We start from the raw sequence: 25,512 nt of genomic DNA, 5'->3' as shown, positions 1-25,512 counted from the left end.
GTGGGGCGGCGGGGCATGGGGGGATGATACCGGAGGGATAGAGGCCTGCGCGCTAGGGTCAGGTTTTGCTTTTTAGAGTGGCCGGTTGCGGGGAGATTCCTTGGGCGAACGCGCCGGCCTGGAATTCTGCCGTGCCCGGCCGCGGGCCTTTCCCGCACGGCTTCGCCGTCACCCCCTCAGGTACAATTCTCTCCATCCAGAAGCAACCCGGCCCGGCCGCCCTGGCCTGCCCAATCCTAAATCCCATGCATATTCACATCCTCGGTATCTGCGGCACATTCATGGGCGGCCTAGCCGTGCTTGCCAAGCAGGCTGGCCACCGCGTCACCGGATGCGATGCCAATGTCTACCCGCCGATGAGCACGCAGCTCGAGGCGCAGGGCATTGAACTGATCGAGGGCTTCGATCCCGGCCAGCTGGCGCTGGAGCCGGACCTGTTCGTCATCGGCAATGTGGTGTCGCGCGGCAATCCGCTGATGGAGGCCATTCTCAACCGCAACCTGCCTTATGTCTCCGGCCCGCAGTGGCTCGGGGAGCATGTGCTGCGCGGCAAATGGACGCTGGCGGTGGCGGGCACCCATGGCAAGACCACCACCACCTCCATGCTGGCCTGGATTCTGGAAGATGCCGGCTACCAGCCGGGCTTCCTGGTGGGCGGCGTGCCGCAGAACTTTGGCGTGTCGGCGCGGGTGACCGAGTCCGACTTCTTCGTGATCGAGGCCGATGAGTACGATACGGCGTTCTTCGACAAGCGCAGCAAGTTTGTCCACTACCGTCCGCGCACCGCCATCCTGAACAACCTGGAATACGATCACGCCGACATCTTCCCCGATCTTGCCGCCATCGAGACCCAGTTCCATCATCTGGTGCGCACCGTGCCGGAGCAGGGCCGGCTGATCGTCAACGGCTTTGAGGAAAGCCTGGCGCGCGTGCTGGAGCGGGGCTGCTGGAGCGAGACCGAGCAATTTGGCATCGGCGACTGGCGTGCGGGCGAGCCCGCTGAAGGCGATGCCACCGGCGACAGCACGACCCAGGACAGTTTCGACGTCTGGTTCGGCGACGTGCTGCAAGGCCGGCTCAGCTGGGCCTTGCAAGGCATGCACAACCGGATGAATGCGCTGGCTGCGATTGCGGCTGCCCGCCATGTGGGCGTGCCAGCGGCGCAGGCCATCGATTCCTTGTCGCGCTTCGCGAATGTGAAGCGCCGCATGGAAGTGCGTGGCGTGGTTGATGGCATCACGGTCTATGACGACTTTGCCCACCATCCCACGGCGATCCAGACCACGCTCGACGGCCTGCGCAAGCGGGTTGGCGCGGCGCGCATCCTGGCGGTCCTGGAGCCGCGCTCCAACACCATGAAGCTGGGCGTGATGAAGGCGCAGCTCCCGGCCAGCCTCGAGACGGCCGACCTGGTGTTCGGGTATGGCGCGGCCAGCGGCAAGGACGCCCTGGGCTGGGACCTGGCCGAATCGCTGGCGCCGCTGGGCGAGCGCGCGGCTGCCTTCAGCGACCTTCCCGAACTGGTCCGCGCGGTGCGAGCCGCCGCGCGCCCGGGCGACCATGTGCTGGTCATGAGCAACGGCGGCTTCGGCGGCGTCCACCAGAAGCTGCTGGACGCCTTTGCCGCAGGCGCTTGCGCCTGAGCGGGGCCTGGCATGCTGCTATACCTGCACGGTTTCCGCTCGTCTCCACAGTCCTTCAAGGCGCGCCTGGTCCAGGAGCGCATGCGTGAATGGGGCGTGGGACGCTACTACGCTTGCCCGGTGCTGAATGTGTCGCCGGCCCAGGCCATCGCCCAGGCCGAAGCGGCCATCGCGGCCTCGCAAGCCGGTGGCGCGCAGCCGCTCACCATCATCGGCTCGTCGCTGGGTGGCTTCTATGCGCGCTGGCTGGCCGAGCGCCACGGCTGCCGCGCGGTGCTGCTCAACCCTGCGGTGCATCCCTGGACCGACCTGGAGCGTCACCTGGGCGACCAGCCGCTCTGGCACGGTGGCGGCTCGGTGCGGGTGGAGCGCCACCATCTGGATGAGCTGCTGGCGCTGCGGGTCGATCCCATCACCCGGCCGGAGCGCTATTTCCTGATGGCGGCGACCGGCGACGAGGTGCTGGACTACCGCGAGATGCTGGCGGCCTTCCCCGGCGCGTACACGCGCGTCATCGAGGGCAGCGACCACGGTATCAGCGAATTTGCTGACTACGTCGACGAAGTCCTCGCTTTCTGCGGCTATGGACCCGATGGCCAGATCAGCCAGGGCGACGCCATCGCCCCCATCGACCTGGAGCCACGGGCATGAGCGCGGCATGAACGGGGCGCATCTGCGCCGCAGTGGTTGGCACGCCCATCTACCCGAAGATCCCGCCATCAGCGCCAACCTGCGCCGCTGGGTGACCGGTGATGGCTCGCTCACCGCCCGGCTGGTGGCAGCGTCGGACGCTTTCCGGGTGCGCCGCCTGGCGCAGCGCATGGAACTCGCCCTTGCCGATGAATGGCAGGCGCTGGGGCTGCCTGCCCGCCGCCGCGCGCTGGCGCGCGAGGTGCTGCTGATCTGTGACGGGGCGCCGGCCATCTTTGCCCATACCGTGGTGAAGCCCGACCATGCCCGGCGCGACTGGCCGTTCCTGCGCGGCCTGGGCGAGCGCCCGCTGGGCGGCGCGCTGTTCGTCGATCCCCGCGTGCGGCGCGAGCCGTTTGCCTTCGCGCGCCTGCTTGCGCATCACCCGCTGCGGCGCCGGCTGGAACTAGCCGTGCCGGCCATGCGGGAGCTCGCTGCGTCATCGGTGTTGCCCGCGCGGCGCTCGGCCTTCCGGCGTGGCGACGGCGTCATGCTGGTGACCGAGGTATTCCTGCCCGACCTGCTGGCGCGGCCGGCGCCGGAACTGAGCGGTTCCAGCCAGAAGCCGCCAGGTAGCCATCCAGAGCAAGAGTTTTCCCCCAATCGATAATCGCGACCAAGAAGAAGAGACGACCATCATGAAATTGCAGGGACGTGTTGCCATCATCACCGGCGCTGCCGCCGGGATCGGTTTTGCCACCGCGCAGCGCTTTGCCGCGGAAGGTGCGCTGGTGGTGCTTTGCGACGTGCAGGAGGAGCGCGTGCACGCCGCCGCCGAGACGCTCGCCGCTTCAGGCGCCACCGTGAGCGCCTACAAGGTCGATGTGACGCGCCGCGACGAGGTCGATGCCATGGTGGCGGCTACGCTGGCCAAGCACGGCCGCGTCGACATCCTCGTCAATAACGCAGGCATCACCAAGGATGCGCGCCTGACCAAGATGACCGAAGCCCAGTTCGACGCGGTGATCGATGTCAATCTCAAGGGTGTCTTCAACTGCGCCCAGGCCGTGGCCGACATCATGACCGAGCAGGGCAAAGGCGTGATTCTCAATGCGTCCAGCGTGGTTGGCCTGTACGGCAACTTCGGCCAGACCAACTATGCGGCGAGCAAGTTCGGCGTGATCGGCTTCACCAAGACGTGGGCGCGCGAACTGGGCCCCAAGGGCGTGCGCGTCAACGCGGTGTGCCCGGGTTTCGTCGCCACCGAGATCCTGCAGACCGTGCCGGAGAAGGTGCTGGACGGCATGAAATCGTCCTGCTGGCTGCGTCGTCTGGCCGAGCCGGCCGAAATCGCCAGCATCTACACCTTCCTCGCCAGCGACGATGCCAGCTACGTGAATGGCGTGGCGATCGAGGCCAGCGGCGGCATGTCGCTGTAATAGCCCGCCCTGCGCCGGGCTTGCAGCCGGCGCGGTGCGGTATCATCTCAGGTCCGGTTGCCGTCTTGCCTGAAGGCGGCCTTGCACCATTTCTCTCACCGGGCCGTTCCCGCAGGCGTCACAAAGCGCCAGGGTGCTTGGTTTGCCAAGTGCGGTTCCCGGCATTTCTGAAAGTACCGATCCATGCAGTTGCTGTTCGAAGAAGGCGGCGAGATTCGCGCCGGCACCGTGCTGACCCAGCAGGGCGAGTCGTACCAGGTGGAGCTGCCCGCGGGCAAGCGCACCAAGGTCAAGTCGCGCGACGTATTGCTGCAGTTCGCGCAGCCGTCGGCGATCGAGCTGTTGCGCCAGACCGCCGACCTGGTCGGCGAGGTTGACCTGGAATTCCTGTGGGAATGCGCGTCGGAGGACGAGTTCGGCTTTGTCGACCTGGCGGCCGAGTACTACGGCGCGGGTGCGAGCGTGGTGCAGCAAGCTGCGCTGGCGCAGACGCTGCACGGCAATCCGGTCTATTTCCGCCGCAAGGGCCGCGGGCGCTACCAGCGCGCGCCGGAAGACCAGTTGAAGGCTGCGCTCGCCGCGCTCGAGCGCAAGAAGCAGCAAGCCCTGGTGCAGGCCGAGTACGAAAACCAGCTCAAGGCCCTGACGCTGCCCGATGCGTTTCGCGGCAAGGCACTGCAACTGCTGTTCAAGCCCGACAAGAACAGCCTCGAATACAAGGCGATGGACGCCGCTTGCACCGCGCTAGGCATGTCGCCGATGCGGCTGATGGTGGCGGTGGGCGGCATTGCCAGCCCGCGCGCGCTGCATGAGGCCAAGTTCCTCTCCGAATGCTTCCCCAAGGGCACCGGCTTTCCCGACGTGGCCGTGCCCGAACCCGTCGGCGACCTGCCGCGCGCGGATGTGGAGGCGTTCTCCATCGATGACGTCACCACCACCGAGATCGACGATGCGCTATCGGTCACGCCGCTGGACGGCGGCAAGATCCGCGTGGGCATCCATATCGCGGCGCCCGGCCTGGGCATCCGCCGTGGCGAGCCGCTCGATGCTGTAGCGCGCCATCGCCTGTCGACAGTCTATTTCCCCGGCGACAAGATCACCATGCTGCCGGATTCGGTGGTGGAGCGCTACACGCTGCAGGAAGGGCGCGAGTGCCCGGCCCTGTCGCTGTACGTGGTCTACGACCCGGCCCTGCAGATGATTGTCAGCAGCGAGACCCGCGCCGAGCTGGTCAAGATCGCGGCCAACCTGCGCCACAACCTGCTTGAGGATGTGGTGACCGAGGCCGCGCTGGCCGCTGGCACCGGCGACTACCCGTTCCGCGATGCGCTGACCCAGCTGTTCCATTTCTCCGGCTGGCTGCACGACGAACGCCAGAAGGCGCGTCTGGCCAGCGGGCTGCGTCCCGAGTCGCACAACCGCGCCGACTACAGCTTCTACATCGACCTGCTGGAAGACGGCGGCGAACGCGTGCGCATCGAGCAGCGTCGCCGCGGCTCCCCGCTCGACAAGATCGTGGCCGAGCTCATGATCCTGGCCAACAGCACGTGGGGCAAGCTGCTTGCCGACAACGGTGTGCCGGGTATCTACCGCACGCAGAAGGCCTGGGGCATGAACCGCACCCGCATGCAGACCTACCCGGCGCCCCACGAGGGGCTGGGCGTGGCGCAATATGCGTGGAGCACCTCGCCGCTGCGCCGCTATGTCGACCTGGTCAACCAATGGCAGATCCTGGCAGTCGCCCAGCATGGCATCACGGCCAAGCTGGTGGCGCCGTTCAAGCCCAAGGATTCGGACCTGCTGGCCGCGGTCGCGGATTTCGAAGGTACCTACGCCGCGTATGCCGACCACCAGTCGACCATGGAGCGCTACTGGTGCCTGCGCTGGCTGCAGCAGGAAAAGCGCGAGCGCCTGATGGGCTCGGTGCTCAAGGAAGGCGCGGTGCGCTTTGCCGAGATCCCGCTGGTCACGCGTGTGCCGGAGTTGATGCAGGCATCGCGCGGCACACAGGTGCTGCTGGAGATCGGCGCGATCGACGAGATCTCGCTGGAAGTGTCATGCCGCGTCCTGGAGGTGTTTGCCGGCGAAGGCGAGCTGCCACAGGAGGAGATGGAGCGGGACGACGAAGCTGGCGAAGTATCGGCGCAAGCCGCCGCTGAAGCCGCGGCCGAGGAGGCTGCCGAAGCCGCTGCCGAGGGTGCGGTTGAAGGGGCAACTGAAGGGGCAACCGAAGGTGAGGCTGACGCTGCGGCTGGGGAAGCCGGCGACGACGAAGCAGCGAGTGCTGCAGCTGCCACAAGCGAAGGCGCTGCGTCGGACACACGCGACACCGGCACCGGCGGCGCAGGCTGAGTTCCTCGGAAAAAACGAGGCGCTCCCTTACAATCGCAGTCTGACCCCGGGGTCCCACGGACCCCGGCCCCAGTCTCGCCCGATCGACGCTTCCCAGCCAACGTCCCGCCCATCGTGAAAGCCGCTTTTTCTCCCCGCCAGTGGTGGAACGCCAGCAGCACGATGGCCAAGGCGCTGGTCGTCTCGTTGCTGGCCCATGCCTTGCTGCTGACCGTGCGCGTAGTGGCGCCGGAGGCGTTCGAGATCAAGCGCACCGATGCCGCGCTCGATGTGGTGCTGGTCAATTCCAAATCGGCGCAGCGCCCGCAGAATCCCACCGTGCTGGCCCAGGCCAACCTCGACGGCGGTGGCGAGCACGACCAGCAGCGCGCCACCACGCCGCTGCCGGCACAGACCGTCACCAAGGACGGCGATCTGGTGCGCCAGATGCAGCGCCGCGTGGAGCAGATGGAGCAGGAGCAGCAGCGCCTGATGACGCAGTCGCGCGAAGCCGCGCCGTCCGTGCACAGCCAGCCGCTCAAGCCAGGCCAGCAGCGCGTGGAAAACCCGCTGCGCGGTCAGGACGAACGCACCTCGCTCGACGAGATGGCCAAGCTCGAAGCCGAGATCGGCCGCAACCTCGAGCAATACGCCAAGCGGCCAAAGCGCTACCAGCTCACTGCCACCAGCGCGCAGGAAGTGGAGTACGCGCAGTACTACGATCGCCTGCGCCAGAAGATCGAAGCGCGCGGCACCACCGATTTCCCCCAGCGCAATGGCAAGCCGATCTACGGGCAACTGATCCTGGTGATCAACGTCAACCGGCAGGGCCGGCTTGGCTATAACCGCGATGGCTACAACATCGATGCCATCGACGTGGTCAAGAGCTCGGGCGATCCCGTGCTGGACCGCCAGGCGGTTGCCATCGTGCGGGCGGCGGCGCCGTTCGGCGGGTTCACGGCGCAGATGCAGGCGCGCCAGGATATTCTCGAAGTGATCTCTACATTCAAGTTTTCGCGCAGTGGGCTGGAAACTCGCCTGCAGTCCCGATGACGCCATCACCTGACACTATGCAATCCCAGACTCCCGCCGACCGTTACGTCGTGATCGGCAACCCCATCGCACACAGCCGTTCGCCCGCCATCCATGCCGCATTTGCGCAGCAGACCGGCGAGGCCGTCGAGTACGAACGCCTGCTGGCGCCGCTCGATGGGTTCGTTGCCACCGTGCGCGCCTTCTTCGACGGCGGCGGCCACGGCCTGAACGTGACCGTGCCGTTCAAGCTCGAAGCCTACGACCTCGCCGAGCGCCTGACGCCGCGCGCCGAGAGCGCGGGCGCGGTCAATACCATGTGGATCGAGGACGGCGTGATCCACGGCGACAACACCGACGGTGTCGGCCTCACGCGCGACATCGAGGTCAACCTCGATACCTTGCTCGAAGGCAAGCGCATCCTGCTGCTGGGCGCGGGCGGCGCCGCCATGGGCGCCATGCTGCCGCTGATCGCCTGCCGGCCGGACCGCATCGTGGTGGCTAACCGCACGCCCCAGCGCGCCAGCGATATCCTGGAAAACGTGGCCCAGCAAGCGGACGAGTACGGCGTGGAGCTGTGGGGCGGTGGTTTTGACGCACTGGCGGGTTTGACCGATGAAGACGCCTGCGACGTGGTCATCAACGCCACCAGCAGCAGCCTGCAGGGCGAGTTGCCGCCGGTGCCGGCGGAACTGCTGGGCAAGGACGTGCTCGCCTACGACATGATGTACGGCGCGGAGCCCACCGTATTCCTGAAGTTCGCCGCCCAATGCGGCGCGCGCACCAGCGACGGGCTGGGCATGCTGGTCGAGCAGGCCGCCGAGGCCTTCTACAACTGGCGAGGGGTGCGGCCCGCCACCGCGCCCGTGCTGGCAACGCTGCGCGCGGCGCTGCAGGCCGAAGCCGCGCGCTAAAGCGCCGGCCGGCTGGCTCGAACATGGCTGAGCGCAAGCACACCGCCCGTCCCGGGGCGGCTCAAGGCCGCAGGGGCGGCGGCCTCAACCCGCTGCGCTGGCTCGCCTACCTGCTTGGCACGCTGATCGCCGGCGTGCTGGCCATGCAGGTGTATTTCTTCCTGCAGATCGCTGCCTGGCAAACCGTGAACCCGTCATCCACGGCGTTCATGCGCGCCGAGCAGTGGCGTCTGTGCGGCTTCAAATTCTGGAGCTGCCAGGTGGACCGCCGCTGGGTCGGCTATGACGATATCTCCCGCAACCTCAAGCGCGCGGTGATCGCCAGCGAGGACGCCGATTTCGTCAACCATCCCGGCTACGAGCTCGATTCCATGCTCGATGCCTGGGAGCGCAACAAGAAGCGCGGGCATATCGTGCGTGGCGGCTCCACCATCACGCAGCAACTGGCCAAGAACCTCTTCCTTTCGTCCGAGCAGCACTACCTGCGCAAAGGCCAGGAGCTGGCCATTACCTGGATGCTCGAGTTCTGGCTCGACAAGCAGCGCATCTACGAGATCTATTTGAATTCGGTGGAGTGGGGCGAGGGCGTGTTCGGCGTGGAGGCCGCGGCCCAGCATTACTTCAAGACCAGCGCCGCCAAGCTGAGTGTGGGCCAGGCAGCACGCCTGGCCGCGGCGCTGCCGGCGCCGAAGTGCTTCGACAAGAAGGAGTACTGCGCCAATGTGCGCGTGAACTTCAAGGTCAAGGCCAACATCATTGCGCGCCGCATGGGCGCGGCCACGCTGCCCGACTGAGTCCGGGGCAGCGTCGTTCAGCAGACGCTATTCAGCTTAGCCAGCCCTTGCGCTTGAAGTACACCAGCGGGATCGCGGCCGATACGGCCATCAGCCCGATGGCCCAAGGATAACCCGCGGCCCAGTCCAGCTCCGGCATGAACTTGAAGTTCATGCCGTAGATGCTGGCGATCAGCGTGGGTGGCATCAGCGCCACCGAGACCACCGAGAACAGCTTGATGATCTTGTTCTGGTTGATGTTGATGAAACCGACCGTGGCGTCCATCAGGAAGTTGATCTTGTCGAACAGGAACGCGGTGTGGTTCTCGATGGAGTCGATGTCGCGCAGGATCTGGCGGGCTTCGTCCTGCTGCTCGGCCGACAGCAGCTGGCTGCGCATCAGGAAGGAGACCGCGCGGCGCGTGTCCATCACGTTGCGGCGGATGCGGCCGTTCAAGTCTTCTTCGCGGGCGATGGTTTCCAGCACGTCGGCCGCCGCGGCATCGGTCACGTTTTCCGCCAGCACGCGCTTGCTGGCTTCCTCCAGCCGCTCGTAGACTTCCTCGATGGAGTCCGCCGAATATTCCGCATCGGTGGCGTACAGGTCCATCAGCACGTCCTTGGCGTTGCGCACCGAGCCCGGGCGCATGCGGGCGCGCAACCGCACCAGCCGGAACACCGGCAGGTCTTCGTCGTGAATGGAGAACAGCACGTCGCGCGTGAGCACGAACGCCACGCGCACGTTGCGCGAGATGTCTTCCTCATCGAGCAGGAAGTCGGTGCGGATATGGATGTTCTCGTCCTCGCCTTCGAAGTAGCGGGCCGAGGCTTCCAGGTCGCCCAGGTCTTCCAGCTCCGGCAAGGCTACGCCGTAGGCTTCCTTGATCCAGGCGAGTTCCTCGTCATCGGGGCTGATGACATCGATCCAGATCGGCTTGTGCTGCAGAAGTTCATTGCGATCGTCGACCTGCTCCTGTGCGAGCCGGCCTTTCTGCAGGACGAACAGGTTGATCATCCCAGGGCTTCCTTGTTGCGTTTGGCGAAGAAACGCGCAGGCTTGGCTCGCCGGCCATGGGGCGAGCCCATGCTTCGCGCGAAAACGGCGAAGCTCGGGGCCGCTGGCAAGCGTGATCGCGCTGTGCGCTTGAAGGGCGCGCAAGGCGATGGCGTTTGCCGTTCATGGCTGGCAAGCCGGGGGAGGGATTAGTCCGGGACTAAGCGGCGCGCGCGGCGGCGGCCGTCAGGGACACGGAAGAACACTCACCCGCAGTATGTGCTGCGGGCGAGTCCGACGAGGCGGTGGAGCGGAATAAAGCCGGCTCCGGCGGTCGTCGTTACGCAGCCCGCAGTGACATGGCATTCGGTGCGATCGCAATCTGGCTGCGGCAACACGAACACCCGATGCTACTGCCCACGTAGTTTCTCCGGGATTATGATGGCCGCGAGTGTAGCCCAACGAAGGGGGGCTTGTTAAGTGAAATGTGGGTGAAGGCGAGGCGCCGGCGCGCAGTGCGTTGTTATGCCGCCCGCGCGCTTTGGCGCCCGCGCCGCAATAGCGGCGCGGGCAGCACCGAGGCCATGGCGGCGAACATCCATCTGGCCGCATTTCATCATCTGCGTGCCCAGCCCCCGGCCGGCCGCTGTGTACGGCGCCGCTCCTTGTATCGAGGAAGAACGGCAGAAAAGAGCACGCAGCGGGTAAAATCGCGGGAACGACTGTTGCCGCGGGGGAGCGCCGACCCGGCTTGACAAGCCCGGCGCGCAGCCGACGCGGCCGACCCAGATTAGCGAGCATCCCATGACCTTCACCGAGCAGCTGGCTGCAGCCTGGCAGCGCAACGATTCCCTCCTCTGCGTCGGGCTAGACCCCGACCCGGGCAAGCTGCCCCTGTCCATGACGGGCACGGGCGGCGCGATCTTCTCCTTTTGCCGCGAGATCGTCGACGCCACCGCCGACCTGGTCTGCGCTTTCAAGCCGCAGATCGCCTATTTTGCGGCGCAGCGCGCCGAAGACCAGCTCGAGCAGCTGATCGCCTATATCCATGACGCCCACCCCGGGATTCCCGTGATCCTGGACGCCAAGCGCGGCGACATCGGTTCGACCGCGCAGCAGTACGCCATCGAAGCCTTCGAGCGTTACCGGGCGGACGCAGTCACGGTCAATCCCTACATGGGCCTGGACTCGCTGGAGCCGTACCTGGCCTATCCGGATCGCGGCGTGATCGTGCTGTGCCGCACATCCAACCCGGGCGGCTCCGACGTGCAGTTCCTGCCGGTGGATGGCAAGCCGGTGTACCAGGTGGTGGCCGAGGCGGCCGCCACGCGCTGGAATACCAATGGACAGATGGCGCTGGTGGTGGGGGCGACCTTCCCCGCGGAGATTGCCAAGGTGCGCGAGATCGTGGGCGACATGCCGCTGCTGATCCCCGGCATCGGCGCCCAGGGCGGCGACATCGAGGCCACCGTCCGGGCCGGGCGCACCGGTGCTGGCACCGGCATGATGATCAATTCGTCGCGCGCCATCCTCTATGCCAGCCGCGAGAAGGATTTCGCTGCCGCCGCGCGCAACGTTGCGCTGCAGACGCGCGAAACCATCAACCGCTTCCGCCAGGGCTGAACCGCCGCGTCGCCGGCGCCTTGCCGGCGACGCGCGTGCCTGAGCCCTCAGGCTTCGTTGCGGACCAGCTCGAGCAGGCCGCGAATCGCGTATTCCGCAGCCTGGCGGCGGATCTGCTGCCGGTCGCCGCGAAAGCGCTGCGTTTCCACATTGGTGGTGATGCGGTTGCTCCAGCCGAAGCACACCATGCCCACGGGCTTTTCCGGCGTGCCGCCGGTCGGCCCGGCCACGCCGGTGATCGACAACGCCACCTGGGCGCGGCTGTTGAGCAGGGCGCCTTCGGCCATGGCGCGCGCCACTTCCTCGCTGACCGCGCCATGATCGCGAATCAGCTTGGCCGGCACGCCCAGCATGGTCGACTTGGCCTCGTTCGAGTACGTGACGAAGCCCCGCTCGAACCACCCTGACGAACCCGATACATCGGTAATGGCAGCGGCCACCAGGCCGCCCGTGCAGGATTCCGCGGTGGCGAGCAACAGCGACTTCTCGTTCAGGGAGATTCCGACCTGGACGGCGAGTTGGTCGAGCAAGCGGCTGACGGGCATGATGGCGGATTCAGTAGATAGGTTGGAGGGACTGGTCGATCACAGCGAACGCCACAGGGCGAACACCAGCAGCGTGTAGAAGGCGGCCATGATGTCGTCGAACATCACGCCGAAGCCGCCGCGCAGGCCGGGCCCCTTGAGCGTCCGGTCGAGATGCCCGATGGGCGCCGGCTTGACGATATCGAACAGGCGGAACCACAGGAACGCAGCAAGCTGGCCCCAGAAGCCGGTCGGCATGACGAAGGCCATGACCAGCCAGAACGCCACGATCTCGTCCCAGACCATGCTGCCGTGGTCAAACACGCCCATGTCGCGCGCGGTGCGGGCGCAGGCCCAGAGCCCCAGCACGAAGCCGCCGACGATCAGCCACAGCCAGGTTTCCGGCCGCACCCACATCGAGATCACCAGGTAGGACAGCCACGCGTACAGCGTGCCGACCGTGCCCGGCCCGACTGGCGATAGCCCCGAGCCGAAGCCCAGCGCAATCAGGTGAGCAGGGTGCGAGAGCATGAAACGCGCCGTAGGGCGCGTGACCTTGGCGGCCTGGCCGGCTTCCAGGGTCAGGGCGGGATCGTGCGCGGTAGGCCCGGGCGGGTAGGCGGACATCAGGGATTGGCTCGTCTGTTTCGGGTGGATTTGTGCCGGACGGTGTGTCCGGGCAGGGTCTGGCGCCCCGCATGGCTGCATGATGACACGGCGGCCGCAGGCTTGTCAGGGGGAAGCGAAGTGGTCGAAGCTGGTGCCTTTGTAAGCGCTCGGATTGCCGTCGCGGTCAACCAGGCGCAGGCCAGCCTCGGGCGTGATCGTGCCGACACGCGTCAGCGCCAGCCCGAGCCGCGTGCCGATGGCGGCAATGTGGTCGCGCTCGCCCACGGGAGCGGTAAAGCAGAGTTCGTAGTCGTCGCCGCCGGCCAGGGTGCATTCCAGCTGGCGCACCTCCGGCTGGCTGGCCAGCACCGTCGAGCGGGGCAGGGCGTCGACATCGAGCAGGGCGCCGACCTGGGAGCGCTCCAGGATATGGCCGAGGTCGCCGACCAGGCCGTCGGAAATATCGAGTGCCGCATGGGCCACGCCGCGAAGCGCCATGCCCAGCGCGATGCGTGGCGTTGGCGTGTCCATGCGCGGGCGCACCTGGCTGAAGTCCGGTTCGGGCAGCAGCCATTCGCCACGGAAGTCGCCCAGCGCCAGGCGGGCATCGCCAAGCGTGCCGGAGACCCAGATATCGTCGCCAGGGCGTGCGGCATCGCGTCGCAGCGCCTTATGCACAGGTACGTCGCCGAACACCGTCAGGCTCAGCGTCAGAGGGCCGCGCGTGGTGTCCCCGCCGATCAGCTCGCAGCCGTGGGCGTCTGCCAGTTCCAGCATGCCGGCGGCCAGTTCGGACAGCCATGCGGCTTGCGCATCGGGCAGCGCCAGCGCTAGTGTGAAGGCGCGCGGCTCAGCGCCCATGGCAGCCAGGTCGGACAGGTTGACCGCCAGCGCCTTGTGGCCAAGTGAGCGCGGCGCCACGTCCGGAAAGAAGTGCCGTCCGCTGACCAGCATGTCGGTGCTGATGGCAAGGTGGTGGCCGGGGCGCCCTTCAATCAGTGCGCAATCGTCGCCCACGCCCAGTACCGCCTTTTGTGCAGGCCGGGTAAAGAAACGGCGGATCAGGTCGAACTCGGAGAGCTGGGCGCTGGAGGAATCGGGCATGAAGGGGATCGGGGCGGCGGAGATTCTGCGATGGGTCAGGGAAACCTCGCCGGGTCGCGGCCGCTGCGGGTTTCGCCCTGCTGTTCAGCGCTGGCGGCATGCGGCATATTGTACCGAAACGCAAAGGTGCCTCGCGCAAAACGCTTATTGTGAAATAATATTTCACAATATAAAATGTCAGGTTCCAAAGGAAGAGACTGCGGGTACGTGGAGCCGACCCGCCATTTCGTGTCCCATACGTGATTAACGGCTCCACCGACCGGAAGATGCGCCGATGACCAGTCCCCAGCAGCCCACGCCCCAAGACGACCTGAAGCAGCAGCAGCGTGAGGCGCTGCGCAAAGCTGCCCTGGAATATCACGAGTTTCCGACCCCGGGCAAGATCTCCGTTACGCCGACCAAGCCGCTATCCAACCAGCGTGACCTGGCCCTTGCGTACTCGCCGGGCGTGGCCTACGCCTGCGAGGAAATCGTCGCCGATCCGCTCAATGCATTCCGCTACACCGCGCGCGGCAACCTGGTCGGCGTGATTACCAACGGCACCGCGGTGCTGGGCCTGGGTGATATCGGCCCGGCGGCTTCCAAGCCGGTGATGGAAGGCAAGGCAGGCTTGTTCAAGAAATTCGCCGGCATCGACGTGTTCGACATCGAACTCGATGAGAAGGACCCCGAGAAGCTGGTGCAGATCATCGCCGCGCTCGAGCCCACCTTCGGCGGTATCAACCTGGAAGACATCAAGGCACCCGAGTGCTTCTACGTTGAGCGCAAGCTGCGCGAGCGCATGAAGATTCCCGTCTTCCACGATGACCAGCATGGCACCGCCATCGTGGTCGGCGCGGCCGTGGTCAATGGCCTGACCGTGGTCGGCAAAGATATCAGCAAGGTCAAGCTGGTGGCCTCCGGCGCGGGCGCTGCGGCGCTGGCTTGCCTGGACCTGCTGCTCGACCTCGGCATGAAGATCGAGAACATCTGGGTGACCGACCTGGCTGGCGTGGTCTATGAAGGCCGTGCCGAGCTGATGGACCCGGAAAAGGCCCGCTTTGCGCAAAAGACCGATAAGCGCAAGCTGGCAGAAGTGATCGATGGCGCCGATATTTTCCTGGGCCTGTCCGCTGCCGGCGTGCTCAAGCAGGACATGGTCCAGCGCATGGCCGACAAGCCGCTGGTGCTGGCCCTGGCCAACCCTAACCCGGAAATTCTGCCGGAGCTGGTCAAGGAAGTCCGTCCGGACGCGGTGATCGCCACCGGCCGTACCGACTACCCGAACCAGGTCAACAACGTCCTGTGCTTCCCCTTCATCTTCCGCGGCGCGCTGGACTGCGGCGCCACCACCATCACGCGTGAGATGGAAGTCGCCGCGGCGCATGCGATTGCGGAACTGGCCCGCCAGGAGCAGAGCGACATCGTCGCCACCGCCTATGGCATCCAGGACCTGTCCTTTGGCCCCGAGTACCTGATTCCCAAGCCGTTCGATCCGCGCCTGATCGTCAAGATCGCGCCGGCGGTGGCCGAGGCCGCCATGAAGTCCGGCGTGGCCGCGCGCCCCATCAAGGACATGGACGCGTACCGCCTGCAGCTGCAGCAGTTCGTGTACCACTCCGGCACCCTGATGAAGCCGATCTACGCGGCTGCCCGCCAGGTCGACATGGAGAAGAAGCGCATCGTCTTCGCCGAGGGCGAGGAAGAGCGTGTGCTGCGCGCGGTGCAGGTGATCGTCGATGAAAAGCTGGCTAACCCGATCCTGGTCGGCCGCCCGGCCGTCATCGCCCACCGCATCGAGCGCTTTGGCCTGCGCCTGCGCGGCGGCATCGACTTCACCGTGGTCAACCCGGAACACGACGCACGCTTCCGTGACTACTCCGAGGCGTACTTCAAGATGATGGCTCGCCAGGGCATCACCCAGCAGTACGCCAAGCTGGAAATGCGTCGCCGCACCACGCTGATCGGCGCGATGCTGGTCAAGCAGGGCGAGGCCGATGGCATGATCTGCGGCACGGTCAGCACGACTGCCGCGCACCTGCGCTATATCGACCAGATCCTGGGTGGCACCAACGAGGTGTATGCGGCGATGAACGGGCTGGTCCTGCCGGGCCGGCAGATCTTCCTGGTCGACACCCACGTCAACGTTGACCCGACCGCTGGCCAGCTGGCAGAGATCACCCTGATGGCCGCCGAAGAGCTCAAGCGCTTCGGCATCGTCCCCAAGGTGGCGCTGGTGTCGCACTCCAACTTCGGCACATCCGAAGCGCCTTCGGCGCAGAAGATGCGCGAAACCCTGGCGATCCTGCGCGAGCGCGCCCCGGATCTCGAGGTGGATGGCGAGATGCATGGCGATTGCGCGCTGGATCCGAAGCTGCGCGACACGCTGGTGCCGGACGGCACCCTCAAGGGCGAGGCCAACCTGCTGGTGTGCCCGAACATCGACGCCGCCAACATCGCTTACAACCTGCTCAAGGTCGCAGCGGGCAACAATGTGGCGATCGGGCCGATCCTGCTCGGCGTCAAGGCGCCTGTCCACATCCTGACGCCTTCGGCCACGGTGCGGCGTATCGTCAATATGACGTCGCTGGTGGTGGTGGACGCGGCAGCCAAGCGCTAAACCGCCGTCAGTCTTGAAAAGCCGGGCTTGCCCGGCTTTTTTATTGTCTTTTTACTGCCGCCAGCACCCCGTCAGTGTGTGCACACATTTTCTTAACATGTTGAAACAATTGAGGTTTTCCACTCTGCCCAGGGGCGGGGATTGATTATTTATTAGCATGGGCGTAACCTTATGCCTTTGAAGTACGCGCTCGTTACGCGCGCGACGAAGCTGTCGATTTACGCACAGGCCGTCCGGGGCGCAGGCAAAATGGGCAGTTTAGGTGGCGCGGCAACCGCGCAGCGGCGCCGGGATCGTTTGGTTGGTGTCCTCAAATCAAGACAAGCAACGTGGGTTCCCAGATTCCTTTGACGCAGCGCGCATCACAATGGATTTCAGTCGCCGGTCTGGCGCGAGTGGCAAGCCGGGTGCTGGCAGGCGTGGCGTTGTCGTGCGCGCTGGCGCAGCCGGTGCTGGCACGCCAGGCGGCCGATGACGGCACGGGAACCATCGCAGTACAACAGTTGCCCAACGAGGCACAGTCCACGTTGGAGAGGATCGAAGCGGGCGGCCCGTTTCCCTACGCCAAGGATGGCTCGAGGTTCGGCAACTACGAGCGCGCCCTGCCGCAAAGGTCGCGCAATTACTACCGCGAATACACGGTGAAGACAAACAGCCGAAATCGAGGAGCACGACGGATCGTATGTGGCGGTGATCAACGCGCCACCAACGACTGTTACTACACGGACGACCACTACAACAGTTTCAAACGGATAGCCAAATGATGACTGACATTTTCGGACTGGGCGACGCCCTTGCCGCCCGCGAAGAGCGCGGCGCCGGAGATGGCTGGCAGCGGGCCCAGACCCAGGCCCAGAATCTTTACGACAACGTGTTGACGATGCCCCGCAACGAGCTCTCGCAACAACCGCCGCTCGCACCCGTTCCCGCAGCCGGCACTGACGGCAGCCAAGAGGGAGCCATGACCCTGTTCAAGACGGTGCGTCCAAACATCGTCCAGTCGATCCGCGCGTTTCGCGTGCCCGAACTCGCTCAGGCCGCGGCGGAGCTGGGCCAGCATTTCCTGTATGCGAACTGCGCACACTGCCAGAGCAAGGCGGAAGTGCTGGAAACCATCGCCACCAACTTCCTCTTTCCCAAGCATTTCGGCAAGAATTTCGATGCGTTGGCCGATTGCCTGACCGACCTGATTTACAAGGCTGGCCCGCAGCCCGGTTTTGTGATCGTGCTCGAAGGCCTGCCGATTGCGCAGAAGTTCGACAAGGAAGGGCGCGAGGTTTTGCTCGATGTGTTCCGTGATGCGGCCGAGTTCTGGGCCGAGCGCAAGGTGCAGTTCCGCGTGTTCTACTCCTTCGCCTGAGCGCCAGCCGCCTGTAGCGAAGACAGCAAGATAAAAAAGGCCCGCTAGCAGCGGGCCTTTTGCTTTGCCGGCAGGGCGCGGGGTTACGCCGCCGGCGGTACCTGGCCTTGCGGCGTCAGCTTGTCGATCAGCTCCGGCAGTCCTTCGCTGAGATGGGCTGCGACATCGTCCTGGGACAGGCCCGTCTTTTCGGCCAGGCTCTCCAGCGCGCCGGTGCCACCCAGTGCGCTGGCCAGCGCGGACGGCGAGACCGCCTGGTTGGCGCCGGTGCCGATCCACGAGTTGACCTGTTCGCCCAGGCCCGCCTGGGCCAGGACCTGCTGCAAGGCGCCGATGCCGCCGGCCGCCGCGCCCAGCGCGGGCGCGTCGCCGGCCTGGCCGCCCAGCAGCCCGCCGAGCAATCCGCCCAGATCGAGGCCGCCTGGTGCGCCACCGGCCGCGCCGCCGCCCATCAGCCCGCCGAGCAGTCCGCCAAGGCCGCCGAGGCCCCCCGCACCTGCCGAGGCCGGATCCTGCGCGGCGCCGCCGCTGCTGTCCCCGCCCTTATGGCGCATGGCCAGCATGGCCAGCAGCCCCAGCGCCATCATCATCTTGGGGTTCAGGCCGCCGCCAGCGCCCGCTTCGCCGCTGCCGCGCTGCCCGAGCACTCCGCCCAGCACGCTATCGAGTAGTCCCATGGTCGACTCCTTCCGGTGAGTGTGGCGCCGGGCCGGGATGGCCCGGGTGCCGTCAAAATCCGCCCAGTACCGCGTTGAGCGTGGCCAGGCAAGCAAGCCCGGCTGTTTCTGTACGCAAGATGCGCGGCCCGAGTGACACGCCCGTGAAACCGGCGCGCAGCGCCGCCGCTTCCTCGTCCGGCGCCAGCCCGCCCTCGGGCCCGATCAGCAGCGTCACGCCGCGGTCCAGCAACACATTGCGCTGCTCGATGGCAAACGATACCAGCGACTGCGAGGCCCGCGGCGATACCAGCAGCCGTGCCCCATCCTGGGTCGCTGCGGGCTTTGCCTGCAGGCCCAGCCAGGATTCCACGTTAGCGACCGGCGCGACCTCCGGCAAGCGATTGCGCCCACATTGCTCGCATGCGGCCTCGACCAGCGCCTGCCAGTGCGCCTGGCGTTTCTGCGCCCGTTCTCCCGAGAGCCGGACCACCGAGCGGGCCGCCTGCAGCGGCTGGATGGCGGCAACGCCAAGCTCGACGGATTTCTCGATCAGCCAGTCCATCTTGTCGCCACCAGCCAGCCCCTGCGCCAGCGTGACGCGGAATGGCGGCTCGGCCTCGAACGGATCATGGCTGCCGATCCGCGCCAGCGCATGGCGCTTGCCGATTTCGACCAGGGTAGCCGCATGGCTGCCGCCGCGCCCGTCGAACAGGGTGATGTCGTCGCCGGGGTTGAGCCGCAGCACCTGGACATGGCGCACCACGGCTTCAGGCAACGGCATGTCGGTCTCGGCGGCCAACGCGGCATCAATGAAAAAGCGAGGTGGCATCAGGCGGATCCGTCCTCGTTCTTGCCGGCGGCTTTGTCCACCGGCTTGCCGAAGCCCCAGCGGTAGCCATCGGGATCCTCGACCATGCAGTAGCGGTCGCCCCAGAACTGGTCGGCGGGCGCCATCAGGCTGACCGCGCCGGCGGCGACGGCGCGCGCGTGCATGGCATCGACATCGTCGCAGTAGACGTAGAACGTCTGCGGGCATTCGACGCCGAGCGAGCGGGGCGCGCGCGCGGTGCTGCCCCAGGCGCCTTCGGGCGCGAACATCACGACGAGCTCGCCCTGGTAGTGCATCTCGGCGTGGGTCGGCACACCGTTTTCGTCGACCACGTTCCCCGCGCTGAAACCGAAGGCGCGGTGGTAGAAGTCGAGCGCGCTGCGCCCGTTGCCCACCGTCAGGTAGGGGGTGAGCCAGGGGGTGTTGGCCGGTCTTGTCATGATCGTCTCCTGGTTACGGGAAGCCGCGCGGGGCTTGCCTGGACGGCAAGACTCGCGGTGCGAACGAGCATCTTACGCGGGTGCGCAGGCGCTGTCGAAAAGCGCCTGCAGGTGCAGGGGAAGGGCGAACAAGGCCGGATGGAGCGCGCCGTGGTAGCAGCGCAGCTTGCGCTCGAGCTTCCAGGCGCGCAGCCGCTCGTCGAGCTGCGCGGCATCGGCGCCGCGCACGTCGAGGGTGTCGCTGGCCAGCGCGATGGCCCATTGCGCGCCGTAGACGGGGATGAAGGTGGTGATGGGGTGGACTTGCGCAAAGCACTGCCGCAAGCGCGCGGCGAGCACGCGGACCGAATCGGGGCGGTGTTCCGGCGGGCCAAGGTGCAGGGACAGCGCGCCGCCGGGCGCCAGGCAGCGCCGGGCAGTTTGCAGGCCGTGGTTGGAGAAGAGCGCCGCCGCCGGGCTGCCGTCGTCGGCCTCGGTCAAATCGAAGACGATCAGGTCGAACTGCCGCCCCGCGCGGCCAAAGGCTTCCATCAAGCCCAGCGCGTCGCCAATGGCGAGGTGCACGCGTGGATCCTCGAAGGCGCCCTGGTGGATGCCGTCCAGCCAGGCCCGGGCCAGCGTCACGACATCGGGGTCGAGTTCGGCCACCACCACCTCGCGCATGAAGGGCAGGCGCAGCAATTCATGCGCCGAGCCGCCGTCGCCGCCACCCACCACCAGCGCGGAGCGTGCCGCGCCATGGGCCACGGCCATGGGATGCACCATCAGCTCATGCTGGATGAAGGCATCCGCTTCCGCGCTCATGATGCGGCCATCGAGGCGGAAGATCCGGCCAAAGCGGGGATGCTCGCCAATCTCGATTTGCTGGTACGGCGAGCGCATTGCCGCGAGCAGCCGAATCTGGCCCAAGGTGGTGCCAACGCCTGGGGAAAGCCATTCGGTCCATTGCAGATGGCCGCCAAGCGGGGCCGCCGGGTGGCCTAACGCCCCCCTTTGATCTGGTAAAATTGCGCTTTTCCCGCCGCCAGGTTCCCGCCGCATGTCTCACCTCGCTCATCCCGCCGCCAGTCCGCACGCTTCGCAGCCCGTCCAACTCATGGCCAACGCCATCCGCGTCCTGGCCATGGACGCCGTCCAGCAGGCCAATTCAGGCCACCCCGGCATGCCGATGGGCATGGCGGATATCGCGGTTGCGCTGTGGGGCCGTCATCTGAAGCATAACCCGAGCAACCCCAAGTGGGCTGACCGCGACCGCTTCGTGCTGTCCAACGGCCACGGCTCGATGCTGCTTTACGCACTGCTGCACCTGACCGGCTACGACCTGCCCTTGGCCGAACTGAAGAACTTCCGCCAGATGCACAGCAAGACGGCAGGCCACCCGGAATATGGCATCACCCCGGGCGTGGAAACCACCACCGGCCCGCTGGGCCAAGGCCTGACCAACGCTGTCGGCATGGCGCTGGCTGAACGCCTGCTGGGCGAGGAATTCAACCGCCCGGGCTTCGACATCGTCAACCACCACACCTATGTGTTCCTGGGCGACGGCTGCCTGATGGAAGGCATCAGCCACGAGGCCTGCTCGCTGGCCGGCACGCTCAAGCTGAACAAGCTGGTCGCGCTCTGGGACGACAACGGCATCTCGATCGACGGCGACGTGGTGCACTGGTTCGCCGACGACACCCCGAAGCGTTTCGAAGCCTACGGCTGGAATGTGATCCGTGCGGTGGACGGCCATGACGCCGCCGCCGTCGATGCCGCCATCGCTGAAGCCAAGCACAGCGACCGTCCGACCCTGATCTGCTGCCGTACCCTGATCGGCAAGGGCGCGCCCAACAAGGAAGGCGGCCACGATGTGCATGGTGCGCCGCTTGGCGGCGCCGAAATCCTGGCCACGCGCGAGGCGCTGGGCTGGGCACATGCCCCGTTCGAGCTCCCGGCCGAAGTCTATACGGCATGGGATGCCAAGGCCCGCGGCGGTTCGCTGGAGAAGGCCTGGAACGCGCTGTTCGAGGCTTATGCAGAGCGCTTCCCGTACGAAGCCGGCGAATTCCAGCGCCGCATGCGTGGCGAGCTGCCCGGCGCGTTTGACGCTGCCGTGGACGCTTTCCTGGCCAAGTGCGAGGAAAAGGCGGAAACCATCGCTACCCGCAAGGCCAGCCAGAACACCATCGAGGCGCTCGCGCCGGTGCTGCCGGAATTCCTGGGTGGCTCGGCCGACCTGACCGGCTCCAACCTGACCAACTGGTCCGGCAGCAAGGCCGTGCGCGGCGACGCCTGGGGCAACCACATCAACTACGGCGTGCGCGAGTTCGGCATGAGCGCCATCATGAACGGCATCACGCTGCATGGTGGCTACATCCCCTACGGCGGCACCTTCCTGACCTTCTCCGACTACAGCCGCAATGCCCTGCGCATGGCTGCGCTGATGAAGATCCGCACGCTGTTCGTGTTCACCCACGACTCCATCGGCCTGGGCGAAGACGGCCCGACCCACCAGTCGATCGAACACGTCGCCAGCCTGCGCCTGATCCCCAACATGGACGTGTGGCGTACCGCCGACACGACCGAAACCGCGGTGGCCTGGGCCCAGGCTGTGCGCCGCGAGAACGGCCCGAGCTGCCTGATTTTCAGCCGCCAGAACCTGCCGTTCCAGAAGCGTGACGACACCACCCGCGCCAATATCGCGCGGGGCGGCTATGTGCTGCGCGATGGCAACAATCCCAAGACCGGCCGTCCGGATGCCGTGATCATCGCCACCGGCTCGGAAGTCGGCCTGGCCGTGGGCGCCGCCGACCAACTGGCCACCGATGGCGTGCACGTGCGCGTGGTCTCGGTGCCGGCAACCACGGTGTTCGACAAGCAGGACGCCGCCTACAAGGCATCGGTGCTGCCGGCCGGCGTGCCGCGCGTGGCGGTCGAGGCAGGCGTGACGGACTTCTGGTGGAAGTACCAGGTCCAGGCCGTGGTGGGCATTGACACCTTCGGCGAATCGGCTCCCGCTGGCGTATTGTTCAAGCACTTCGGCTTCACGGTCGAGAACGTCGTGCGCACCGTGCGCGACACGCTCGGTCAGTAACAGGTATTCGCGGGCCCGCGCAGCGGTCGACTCGGCCGCGCGGGCCGGCAGACGCTTTCCCGCATCCATCGATCGTTAGCCTACTCAGGAGATAAACATGACCATCAAGATCGGCATCAACGGCTTCGGCCGCATCGGGCGCATGGTGTTCCGCGCGGCCGCAGCCAACTTCAAGGAAATCGAAGTCGTCGGCATCAACGACCTGCTCGAACCCGACTACCTGGCTTACATGCTGAAGTACGACTCGGTGCACGGCCGCTTTGACGGCGAAGTGTCCGTCGACGGCAACACCCTGATCGTCAATGGCAAGAAAATCCGCCTGACCGCTGTCAAGGATCCGTCCGAGCTGAAGTGGGGCGAGATCGGCGCCGACGTGGTGATCGAATCCACCGGCATCTTCCTGACCAAGGAAGGCGCGCAGAAGCACATCGACGCGGGCGCCAAGAAGGTGATCATGTCGGCACCGTCCAAGGATGACACCCCGATGTTCGTGTACGGCGTGAACCATGGCACGTACAAGGGCGAGGCGATCATCTCCAACGCCAGCTGCACCACCAACTGCCTGGCGCCGGTCGCCAAGGTGCTGAACGACAAGTGGGGCATCAAGCGCGGCCTGATGACCACCGTGCACGCCACCACCGCCACGCAAAAGACCGTCGATGGCCCGTCCAACAAGGACTGGCGCGGTGGCCGCGGTATCCTGGAAAACATCATCCCGTCGAGCACTGGCGCTGCCAAGGCTGTGGGCGTGGTGATTCCCGAGCTGAACAAGAAGCTGACCGGCATGTCGTTCCGCGTGCCGACCTCCGACGTGTCGGTGGTCGACCTGACCGTCGAGCTGGAAAAGGGTGCCACCTACGCCGAGATCTGCGCCGAAATGAAGGCACAGAGCCAGGGCGCGCTCAAGGGCGTGCTGGGCTACACCGAAGACAAGGTGGTTGCCACGGATTTCCGCGGCGATGCACGCACCTCGATCTTCGATGCGGAAGCCGGCATCGCACTGGACTCGACCTTCGTCAAGATCGTGAGCTGGTACGACAACGAGTGGGGCTATTCCAACAAGGTGCTGGAAATGGCGCGCGTGGTCGCCAAGTAAGTTTGCCGGGATAGGTTGGTTTGCGCACGGAACAAGGCGGCATTCCTTGGGATGCCGCCTTGTCGTCTGCTTGCAACTCCAGCTATCGGAAAACCCAGGCGGGTCCTTTTGCCAGGATCCTGGCAAAAGGACGAAGGCCGGCACGGTGCAAGGGCTGGCGCGGAATTCCTGTTCCGTTCCCCACTTTGCTCTTACACTGTGAAAGTGCTGGAAACACCGATGTGCAGCCAATGCAAGTGACGATACGGTCATTCCCAATTCCCAATCCAACCTGGGTGAGATCATGGTGAATGTGGATACCAAGCTGCTCGTGATTTTTACCGAGCTGCTCAGCAAGCGAAACGCGACCTACGTCGCGGAAAAAATGCATATGACCGCACCTGCGGTTTCGCATTCGCTGGGCCGTCTTCGCGAGATTTTCGACGATCCCCTCTTCATCCGCGTGCCGCACGGCCTGACGCCGACGCCGCGAGCCTTGGAACTCGGGCCGAAGATTCGCGACATGCTGGACCTGTGGTCCTCGATCAACGAGGGCGACGCCGATAATTTCGACCCCGCTACCGCCACCGGCACCCTCAACATCGGCTTTGCCGCCGAGCTGGGCGATACGGTCTTCAACCGCTTTATCCTGCGCATCAAGCAACTGGCGCCGGAGTTGCATATCAAGCTGGTCGAATCCCATTCCTGGGAGTCGGATGTGGCCGCCATGCGTGGCAACGAGCTGGACCTGGCGTTCTCGCCATTCCCGACCCGGCATCCCGAAATCGTGGAAGAGATGGTGACTTCGCTCAACCTCTGGGTTTGCGCGCGTAAAAACCATCCGGTGCTCAAGGGCACCTGCACGCTCGAGCAGTATCTCGACTGCGGCCACATCTTCATGGCGCATTCCGGCGGCAATGGCCGTCCGGCACCGTCGCTGATCCCGCTGGACTACGCGTTGCAGCAGCGCGGGCTAAAGCGCAATGCCACGCTGACGGTGCATTCCTGGCGCGCGCAGTCGGAGCTGGCCGCGCAGACGGACATGATTTTCACGGTCAATGCGCTGACCAAGGACATGGCTTGCGAGACCTACGGCCTCAAGGCCTTCCCCTTGCCGGCAGAACTCAACACCACGCTGGGCCTGAATATGTTCTGGCACCGCAGCCGCAACACGCACCCGATGCTGGTGTGGGCACGCGGGCTGTTCCGCCAGGTCGTGGGCGAATTCGTCGGCGTGCCGGCGGTTGCGCGCGGCCTGCACATCGTTGCCGAGCAGGATCATACGGAATCGTGAAGCAGGCTTGAAATAAAAAAACCGGCGCTGGCGCCGGTTTTTTTATGTTCGCGCGGCAGGCCCGCTGCAGGTCTAGCGCTTGGGCCGGTGGGGGCACTCGTGCTTGGTGCAGCTGCCATAGAGCGACAATGCGTGTTCTTGCAGCGCGAAGCCGCGCTCGGTTGCGATGCTTTGCTGGCGACGCTCGATCTCGGAGTCGTAGAATTCCTCCACACGGCCGCAATCGATGCAGACCAGGTGGTCGTGATGCTTGCCTTCATTCAGCTCGAAAATGGCTTTGCCGGATTCGAAGTTGTTGCGCGACAGCAGTCCCGCCTGCTCGAACTGGGTCAGCACGCGATAGACGGTTGCAAGGCCGATATCCATCTGTTCGTTGAGCAGGATGCGGTAAACATCTTCCGCGCTGAGGTGGCGCTGCTCGCTGGTCTGGAAGATCTCGAGGATCTTCAGACGCGGTACGGTCGCTTTGAGACCGATATTTTTGAGGTCCGCCGGACTCGGCATGGGCGTGACTCCCTAGAGTACAATGTCTGGATAGTTGAATCATAAGGGTTTTGGCGGCAA

Annotated in this window: 24 protein-coding genes; 15 read left to right on the top strand and 9 right to left on the bottom strand. The window is 65.8% G+C overall.

Going from position 1 to position 25,512, the window contains the following annotated elements:
* The first annotated feature begins 245 nt into the window (after positions 1-245).
* The 8 genes from mpl (at position 246) to mtgA (ending at position 8,783) form a co-directional block, all read left to right on the top strand.
* Positions 246-1,643, top strand: coding sequence for a UDP-N-acetylmuramate:L-alanyl-gamma-D-glutamyl-meso-diaminopimelate ligase (gene mpl, locus A9975_RS26115; protein WP_183035270.1), 1,398 nt, complete (start codon positions 246-248; stop codon positions 1,641-1,643).
* Positions 1,644-1,655: 12 nt separating this feature from the next.
* Entirely contained in the window at positions 1,656-2,294 is a 639-nt protein-coding gene (locus A9975_RS26110) for a YqiA/YcfP family alpha/beta fold hydrolase (RefSeq protein WP_183035269.1), read from the top strand.
* Between the two features lie 7 nt (positions 2,295-2,301).
* A complete protein-coding gene (locus A9975_RS26105) occupies positions 2,302-2,943 on the top strand; it encodes a chorismate lyase (RefSeq protein WP_183035268.1) in 642 nt (213 codons plus the stop codon).
* A gap of 28 nt (positions 2,944-2,971) precedes the next feature.
* Positions 2,972-3,712 (top strand): 3-oxoacyl-ACP reductase FabG, encoded by a 741-nt coding sequence (gene fabG, locus A9975_RS26100; protein ID WP_183035267.1) that lies wholly within the window; start codon positions 2,972-2,974, stop codon positions 3,710-3,712.
* Between the two features lie 183 nt (positions 3,713-3,895).
* Positions 3,896-6,064, top strand: coding sequence for a ribonuclease catalytic domain-containing protein (locus A9975_RS26095; protein WP_183035266.1), 2,169 nt, complete (start codon positions 3,896-3,898; stop codon positions 6,062-6,064).
* A 162-nt stretch (positions 6,065-6,226) separates the two neighbouring features.
* Positions 6,227-7,096, top strand: coding sequence for an energy transducer TonB (locus A9975_RS26090; RefSeq protein WP_150986893.1), 870 nt, complete (start codon positions 6,227-6,229; stop codon positions 7,094-7,096).
* A gap of 17 nt (positions 7,097-7,113) precedes the next feature.
* Positions 7,114-7,989, top strand: a complete 876-nt coding sequence (gene aroE / locus A9975_RS26085) for a shikimate dehydrogenase (RefSeq protein ID WP_150986877.1) — start codon at positions 7,114-7,116, stop codon at positions 7,987-7,989.
* Positions 7,990-8,081: 92 nt separating this feature from the next.
* Complete coding sequence (gene mtgA / locus A9975_RS26080; protein WP_183035276.1) at positions 8,082-8,783, top strand: monofunctional biosynthetic peptidoglycan transglycosylase; 702 nt, start codon at positions 8,082-8,084, stop codon at positions 8,781-8,783.
* Positions 8,784-8,814: 31 nt separating this feature from the next.
* Here mtgA and corA read toward each other — a convergent pair whose 3' ends face one another.
* Entirely contained in the window at positions 8,815-9,777 is a 963-nt protein-coding gene (gene corA / locus A9975_RS26075) for a magnesium/cobalt transporter CorA (RefSeq protein ID WP_043349592.1), read from the bottom strand.
* Positions 9,778-10,560: 783 nt separating this feature from the next.
* Between corA and pyrF the strand changes: the two genes are divergently transcribed.
* Positions 10,561-11,379 carry an orotidine-5'-phosphate decarboxylase gene (pyrF, locus tag A9975_RS26070; protein WP_150986878.1) on the top strand — a complete coding sequence of 273 codons (819 nt, stop codon included), beginning with the start codon at positions 10,561-10,563 and terminating at the stop codon, positions 11,377-11,379.
* 47 nt (positions 11,380-11,426) lie between these two features.
* Here the strand turns inward: pyrF and A9975_RS26065 are convergent, their stop codons facing one another.
* From A9975_RS26065 to thiL, 3 genes are all read right to left on the bottom strand, one after another.
* Positions 11,427-11,924 carry a CinA family protein gene (locus A9975_RS26065; protein WP_174422990.1) on the bottom strand — a complete coding sequence of 166 codons (498 nt, stop codon included), beginning with the start codon at positions 11,922-11,924 and terminating at the stop codon, positions 11,427-11,429.
* 39 nt (positions 11,925-11,963) lie between these two features.
* Positions 11,964-12,530: a phosphatidylglycerophosphatase A gene (locus tag A9975_RS26060; protein WP_150986880.1), complete on the bottom strand. Its 567-nt coding sequence runs from the start codon at positions 12,528-12,530 to the stop codon at positions 11,964-11,966.
* Positions 12,531-12,635: 105 nt separating this feature from the next.
* Positions 12,636-13,616, bottom strand: coding sequence for a thiamine-phosphate kinase (gene thiL / locus A9975_RS26055; protein ID WP_183035265.1), 981 nt, complete (start codon positions 13,614-13,616; stop codon positions 12,636-12,638).
* Positions 13,617-13,890: 274 nt separating this feature from the next.
* On the opposite strand from thiL, the gene A9975_RS26050 reads away from it, so the two are divergent.
* The 3 genes from A9975_RS26050 (at position 13,891) to A9975_RS26040 (ending at position 17,575) form a co-directional block, all read left to right on the top strand.
* Entirely contained in the window at positions 13,891-16,215 is a 2,325-nt protein-coding gene (locus tag A9975_RS26050) for an NADP-dependent malic enzyme (protein WP_150986882.1), read from the top strand.
* A 407-nt stretch (positions 16,216-16,622) separates the two neighbouring features.
* Positions 16,623-16,979, top strand: coding sequence for a ribonuclease (locus tag A9975_RS26045; protein WP_318230911.1), 357 nt, complete (start codon positions 16,623-16,625; stop codon positions 16,977-16,979).
* Positions 16,976-17,575, top strand: coding sequence for a barstar family protein (locus A9975_RS26040; RefSeq protein ID WP_150986883.1), 600 nt, complete (start codon positions 16,976-16,978; stop codon positions 17,573-17,575). The genes A9975_RS26045 and A9975_RS26040 overlap by 4 nt, the downstream gene beginning before the upstream one ends.
* Before the next feature lie 83 nt (positions 17,576-17,658).
* On the opposite strand, the gene A9975_RS26035 is transcribed toward A9975_RS26040, so the two are convergent.
* The 4 genes from A9975_RS26035 to A9975_RS26020 form a co-directional block, all read right to left on the bottom strand.
* Positions 17,659-18,252, bottom strand: a complete 594-nt coding sequence (locus tag A9975_RS26035; protein ID WP_183035264.1) for a YidB family protein — start codon at positions 18,250-18,252, stop codon at positions 17,659-17,661.
* Between the two features lie 52 nt (positions 18,253-18,304).
* A complete protein-coding gene (locus tag A9975_RS26030) occupies positions 18,305-19,063 on the bottom strand; it encodes a 16S rRNA (uracil(1498)-N(3))-methyltransferase (protein WP_183035263.1) in 759 nt (252 codons plus the stop codon).
* Entirely contained in the window at positions 19,063-19,503 is a 441-nt protein-coding gene (locus tag A9975_RS26025) for a glyoxalase/bleomycin resistance/extradiol dioxygenase family protein (RefSeq protein ID WP_174422983.1), read from the bottom strand. The genes A9975_RS26030 and A9975_RS26025 overlap by 1 nt, the downstream gene beginning before the upstream one ends.
* A 72-nt stretch (positions 19,504-19,575) precedes the next feature.
* A complete protein-coding gene (locus A9975_RS26020; RefSeq protein ID WP_183035262.1) occupies positions 19,576-20,412 on the bottom strand; it encodes a spermidine synthase in 837 nt (278 codons plus the stop codon).
* A 130-nt stretch (positions 20,413-20,542) separates the two neighbouring features.
* Here A9975_RS26020 and tkt point away from each other — a divergent pair, with 130 nt between their 5' ends.
* From tkt to A9975_RS26005, 3 genes are all read left to right on the top strand, one after another.
* A complete protein-coding gene (gene tkt, locus A9975_RS26015) occupies positions 20,543-22,579 on the top strand; it encodes a transketolase (protein ID WP_183035261.1) in 2,037 nt (678 codons plus the stop codon).
* 97 nt (positions 22,580-22,676) lie between these two features.
* A complete protein-coding gene (gene gap / locus A9975_RS26010) occupies positions 22,677-23,675 on the top strand; it encodes a type I glyceraldehyde-3-phosphate dehydrogenase (protein ID WP_043349563.1) in 999 nt (332 codons plus the stop codon).
* Positions 23,676-23,958: 283 nt separating this feature from the next.
* Positions 23,959-24,948, top strand: coding sequence for a LysR family transcriptional regulator (locus A9975_RS26005; RefSeq protein ID WP_150985932.1), 990 nt, complete (start codon positions 23,959-23,961; stop codon positions 24,946-24,948).
* A gap of 72 nt (positions 24,949-25,020) precedes the next feature.
* Here A9975_RS26005 and fur read toward each other — a convergent pair whose 3' ends face one another.
* Complete coding sequence (fur, locus tag A9975_RS26000) at positions 25,021-25,452, bottom strand: ferric iron uptake transcriptional regulator (RefSeq protein WP_043349559.1); 432 nt, start codon at positions 25,450-25,452, stop codon at positions 25,021-25,023.
* Positions 25,453-25,512 lie beyond the last annotated feature (60 nt).

This window comes from Cupriavidus sp. UME77 (assembly GCF_014170355.1).
Classification (GTDB): domain Bacteria; phylum Pseudomonadota; class Gammaproteobacteria; order Burkholderiales; family Burkholderiaceae; genus Cupriavidus; species Cupriavidus basilensis.
Note: the sequence above shows the minus strand (reverse complement) of the source record. Positions and strands in the feature narration are given on the sequence as shown.

Bases quoted from the DNA above. Each gene is read 5' to 3' on its own strand.
- A9975_RS26105 (WP_183035268.1), top strand. From the start codon at position 2,302: ATGAACGGGGCGCATCTGCGCCGCAGTGGTTGGCACGCCCATCTACCC.
- mpl (WP_183035270.1), top strand. From the start codon at position 246: ATGCATATTCACATCCTCGGTATCTGCGGCACATTCATGGGCGGCCTA.
- A9975_RS26065 (WP_174422990.1), bottom strand. From the start codon at position 11,924: ATGCCCGTCAGCCGCTTGCTCGACCAACTCGCCGTCCAGGTCGGAATC.
- corA (WP_043349592.1), bottom strand. From the start codon at position 9,777: ATGATCAACCTGTTCGTCCTGCAGAAAGGCCGGCTCGCACAGGAGCAG.
- pyrF (WP_150986878.1), top strand. From the start codon at position 10,561: ATGACCTTCACCGAGCAGCTGGCTGCAGCCTGGCAGCGCAACGATTCC.
- A9975_RS26050 (WP_150986882.1), top strand. From the start codon at position 13,891: ATGACCAGTCCCCAGCAGCCCACGCCCCAAGACGACCTGAAGCAGCAG.
- aroE (WP_150986877.1), top strand. From the start codon at position 7,114: ATGCAATCCCAGACTCCCGCCGACCGTTACGTCGTGATCGGCAACCCC.
- thiL (WP_183035265.1), bottom strand. From the start codon at position 13,616: ATGCCCGATTCCTCCAGCGCCCAGCTCTCCGAGTTCGACCTGATCCGC.
- A9975_RS26095 (WP_183035266.1), top strand. From the start codon at position 3,896: ATGCAGTTGCTGTTCGAAGAAGGCGGCGAGATTCGCGCCGGCACCGTG.
- fur (WP_043349559.1), bottom strand. From the start codon at position 25,452: ATGCCGAGTCCGGCGGACCTCAAAAATATCGGTCTCAAAGCGACCGTA.
- A9975_RS26025 (WP_174422983.1), bottom strand. From the start codon at position 19,503: ATGACAAGACCGGCCAACACCCCCTGGCTCACCCCCTACCTGACGGTG.
- A9975_RS26030 (WP_183035263.1), bottom strand. From the start codon at position 19,063: ATGCCACCTCGCTTTTTCATTGATGCCGCGTTGGCCGCCGAGACCGAC.
- A9975_RS26110 (WP_183035269.1), top strand. From the start codon at position 1,656: ATGCTGCTATACCTGCACGGTTTCCGCTCGTCTCCACAGTCCTTCAAG.
- tkt (WP_183035261.1), top strand. From the start codon at position 20,543: ATGTCTCACCTCGCTCATCCCGCCGCCAGTCCGCACGCTTCGCAGCCC.
- A9975_RS26060 (WP_150986880.1), bottom strand. From the start codon at position 12,530: ATGTCCGCCTACCCGCCCGGGCCTACCGCGCACGATCCCGCCCTGACC.
- fabG (WP_183035267.1), top strand. From the start codon at position 2,972: ATGAAATTGCAGGGACGTGTTGCCATCATCACCGGCGCTGCCGCCGGG.
- A9975_RS26005 (WP_150985932.1), top strand. From the start codon at position 23,959: ATGGTGAATGTGGATACCAAGCTGCTCGTGATTTTTACCGAGCTGCTC.
- gap (WP_043349563.1), top strand. From the start codon at position 22,677: ATGACCATCAAGATCGGCATCAACGGCTTCGGCCGCATCGGGCGCATG.
- A9975_RS26035 (WP_183035264.1), bottom strand. From the start codon at position 18,252: ATGGGACTACTCGATAGCGTGCTGGGCGGAGTGCTCGGGCAGCGCGGC.
- A9975_RS26040 (WP_150986883.1), top strand. From the start codon at position 16,976: ATGATGACTGACATTTTCGGACTGGGCGACGCCCTTGCCGCCCGCGAA.
- A9975_RS26090 (WP_150986893.1), top strand. From the start codon at position 6,227: ATGGCCAAGGCGCTGGTCGTCTCGTTGCTGGCCCATGCCTTGCTGCTG.